Below are 2538 nucleotides of genomic sequence, written 5' to 3' on the forward strand. Positions count from 1 at the left end.
AATACATGATTTTTCGGTGAAATACAAACGTTAGCACGATCCTTTCTTATCTAGTTTTGAGAGAACAGCGTTCTTTCGAATCACATTGTCTGGTGATGATGGCGAAGAGGTCACACCCGTTCCCATCCCGAACACGGAAGTTAAGCTTTTCAGCGCCGATGGTAGTAGGGGGCTTCCCCCTGTGAGAGTAGGTCGTCGCCGGGCAATGTACATATTTTTAGGGGGCTTAGCTCAGCTGGGAGAGCATCTGCCTTACAAGCAGAGGGTCAGCGGTTCGATCCCGTTAGCCCCCATTTATAGCAAGCCGGCTTAGCTCAGTTGGTAGAGCAACTGATTTGTAATCAGTAGGTCGCGAGTTCGACTCTTGCAGCCGGCACCATGTTTCTCATAGTATGACCAATGTTTGTATTGTGAGCCGTTAGCTCAGTTGGTAGAGCATCTGACTTTTAATCAGAGGGTCGATGGTTCGAGCCCATCACGGCTCATTTTGCGGGTGTGGCGGAATTGGCAGACGCACCAGATTTAGGATCTGGCGCCGCGAGGCGTGAAGGTTCAAGTCCTTTCACCCGCACTCTTATGCGGAAGTAGTTCAGTGGTAGAACATCACCTTGCCAAGGTGGGGGTCGCGGGTTCGAACCCCGTCTTCCGCTCCAAATAGACATGCCATTATAAAGTTTCTAACGCCGGGGTGGCGGAACTGGCAGACGCACAGGACTTAAAATCCTGCGGATAGTGATATCCGTACCGGTTCGATTCCGGTCCTCGGCACCATATACTTATATAATGCGCCCGTAGCTCAACTGGATAGAGTACTTGACTACGAATCAAGCGGTTAGAGGTTCGAATCCTCTCGGGCGCGCTTTTCGGGAAGTAGCTCAGCTTGGTAGAGCACTTGGTTTGGGACCAAGGGGTCGCAGGTTCGAATCCTGTCTTCCCGACCATTAAAAAATTACGGGATTATTCTATTGGGGCCTTAGCTCAGCTGGGAGAGCGCCTGCTTTGCACGCAGGAGGTCAGCGGTTCGATCCCGCTAGGCTCCACCAATGTATTTTATGAGATTTAAAGGTATTGTTGTATTTTAATATGGCGGTGTAGCTCAGATGGCTAGAGCATTCGGTTCATACCCGAAAGGTCGTGGGTTCGACTCCCTCCGCCGCTACCTTTAATTTTGGACCTTTAGCTCAGTTGGTTAGAGCAGACGGCTCATAACCGTCCGGTCGCAGGTTCGAGTCCTGCAAGGTCCACTTATCACTATTATTTTAATACCATGGAGGAATACCCAAGTCTGGCTGAAGGGATCGGTCTTGAAAACCGACAGGCGGGTAAGACCGCGCGGGGGTTCGAATCCCTCTTCCTCCTTTTCTTCTTAGTGATTTGTGGATAGTTTAATATTGTCGCGGGGTGGAGCAGTCTGGTAGCTCGTCGGGCTCATAACCCGAAGGTCGCAGGTTCAAATCCTGTCCCCGCAATTAGTGGTTCCGTGGTGTAGGGGTTAACATGCCTGCCTGTCACGCAGGAGATCGCGGGTTCAAATCCCGTCGGGACCGCCAGTTTTAGGCTTGGTAGCTCAGTTGGTAGAGCACTTGATTGAAGCTCAAGGTGTCGGCAGTTCGATTCTGTCCCAAGCCACCTTATGAATTCAAATAATATATTAGGCCGGCTTAGCTCAGTTGGTAGAGCAACTGATTTGTAATCAGTAGGTCGCGAGTTCGACTCTTGCAGCCGGCACCATATTTAGCGATAGCGGCGGCTATGGCGAAGTGGTTAACGCACCTGATTGTGGTTCAGGCACGCGTGGGTTCGATTCCCACTAGCCGCCTTGTTAGGTAATTTTATGGATGATGCGGGTGTAGTTTAGTGGTAAAACTACAGCCTTCCAAGCTGTTGTCGTGGGTTCGATTCCCATCACCCGCTCTTTAATTTTTTTAATAGGGGCCTATAGCTCAGCTGGTTAGAGCGCACGCCTGATAAGCGTGAGGTCGATGGTTCGAGTCCATTTAGGCCCACCATATGTTTATTCCACAGTAGCTCAGTTGGTAGAGCAATCGGCTGTTAACCGATCGGTCGCAAGTTCGAGTCTTGCCTGTGGAGCTTGTAAGTTTTTATATTGGGGAAGTACTCAAGTGGCTGAAGAGGCGCCCCTGCTAAGGGTGTAGGTCGTTAACGCGGCGCGAGGGTTCAAATCCCTCCTTCTCCGCCAGTATAAAAGATGCGATTAATATTTGTATAAGGGCCCGTTGGTCAAGCGGTTAAGACACCGCCCTTTCACGGCGGTAACACGGGTTCGAATCCCGTACGGGTCATCGCTGATTATAAAGAACAATGTCGATATTGGACATTGTTCTTTTTATTAATGATGCTAATAAACCACACGCTCTGCGTGTGCGGCGACGGATAGCTTTAGCGTTAAAAATCTCCTTTCGCTATAATAGAATTGGCCGCAAACCAAATTCTGTGCGAAAGGAGATTTTTTTTATGCCTAGTAACGATGATAGTAGTTTATCACATACTCGTTGGAATTGTAAGTATCATATTGTG

22 tRNA genes and 1 rRNA gene are annotated in these 2538 nt (G+C 49.4%); all 23 read left to right on the plus strand.

The features are described from left to right. The first annotated feature begins 88 nt into the window (after positions 1-88). The 23 genes from rrf to PRIP_RS15940 all read left to right on the plus strand — a co-directional run bounded on the left by rrf (position 89) and on the right by PRIP_RS15940 (position 2303). Positions 89-204 (plus strand): 5S ribosomal RNA (rrf, locus tag PRIP_RS15830). 16 nt (positions 205-220) lie between these two features. Then, positions 221-293 (plus strand) — tRNA-Val (locus PRIP_RS15835). A gap of 10 nt (positions 294-303) precedes the next feature. Continuing rightward, positions 304-379: transfer RNA gene (locus tag PRIP_RS15840), tRNA-Thr, on the plus strand. 33 nt (positions 380-412) lie between these two features. Beyond that, a tRNA-Lys gene (locus PRIP_RS15845) sits at positions 413-485 on the plus strand. 4 nt (positions 486-489) lie between these two features. Then, a tRNA-Leu gene (locus tag PRIP_RS15850) sits at positions 490-571 on the plus strand. A gap of 7 nt (positions 572-578) precedes the next feature. Next, positions 579-653, plus strand: a tRNA-Gly gene (locus PRIP_RS15855). A 29-nt stretch (positions 654-682) separates the two neighbouring features. Further along, positions 683-771, plus strand: a tRNA-Leu gene (locus PRIP_RS15860). Positions 772-785: 14 nt separating this feature from the next. Next, positions 786-859, plus strand: a tRNA-Arg gene (locus PRIP_RS15865). Between the two features lie 5 nt (positions 860-864). Then, positions 865-941: transfer RNA gene (locus PRIP_RS15870), tRNA-Pro, on the plus strand. Positions 942-967: 26 nt separating this feature from the next. Beyond that, positions 968-1043: transfer RNA gene (locus tag PRIP_RS15875), tRNA-Ala, on the plus strand. 42 nt (positions 1044-1085) lie between these two features. Next, positions 1086-1159 (plus strand) — tRNA-Met (locus PRIP_RS15880). 11 nt (positions 1160-1170) lie between these two features. After that, positions 1171-1244, plus strand: a tRNA-Ile gene (locus PRIP_RS15885). A gap of 25 nt (positions 1245-1269) precedes the next feature. Beyond that, positions 1270-1359 (plus strand) — tRNA-Ser (locus PRIP_RS15890). 36 nt (positions 1360-1395) lie between these two features. Continuing rightward, positions 1396-1469, plus strand: a tRNA-Met gene (locus PRIP_RS15895). Between the two features lie 5 nt (positions 1470-1474). Then, positions 1475-1550, plus strand: a tRNA-Asp gene (locus tag PRIP_RS15900). Positions 1551-1556: 6 nt separating this feature from the next. Then, a tRNA-Phe gene (locus PRIP_RS15905) sits at positions 1557-1629 on the plus strand. A 26-nt stretch (positions 1630-1655) separates the two neighbouring features. Then, a tRNA-Thr gene (locus PRIP_RS15910) sits at positions 1656-1731 on the plus strand. A 15-nt stretch (positions 1732-1746) separates the two neighbouring features. Then, positions 1747-1819 (plus strand) — tRNA-His (locus PRIP_RS15915). A gap of 24 nt (positions 1820-1843) precedes the next feature. Continuing rightward, positions 1844-1914, plus strand: a tRNA-Gly gene (locus PRIP_RS15920). A gap of 18 nt (positions 1915-1932) precedes the next feature. After that, a tRNA-Ile gene (locus PRIP_RS15925) sits at positions 1933-2009 on the plus strand. A 9-nt stretch (positions 2010-2018) separates the two neighbouring features. Next, positions 2019-2091 (plus strand) — tRNA-Asn (locus PRIP_RS15930). A gap of 18 nt (positions 2092-2109) precedes the next feature. Continuing rightward, a tRNA-Ser gene (locus PRIP_RS15935) sits at positions 2110-2200 on the plus strand. 31 nt (positions 2201-2231) lie between these two features. Next, positions 2232-2303 (plus strand) — tRNA-Glu (locus PRIP_RS15940). Positions 2304-2538: the final 235 nt, after the last annotated feature.

Source organism: Paenilisteria riparia FSL S10-1204, from assembly GCF_000525995.1.
In the GTDB taxonomy this organism is placed as follows: domain Bacteria; phylum Bacillota; class Bacilli; order Lactobacillales; family Listeriaceae; genus Listeria_A; species Listeria_A riparia.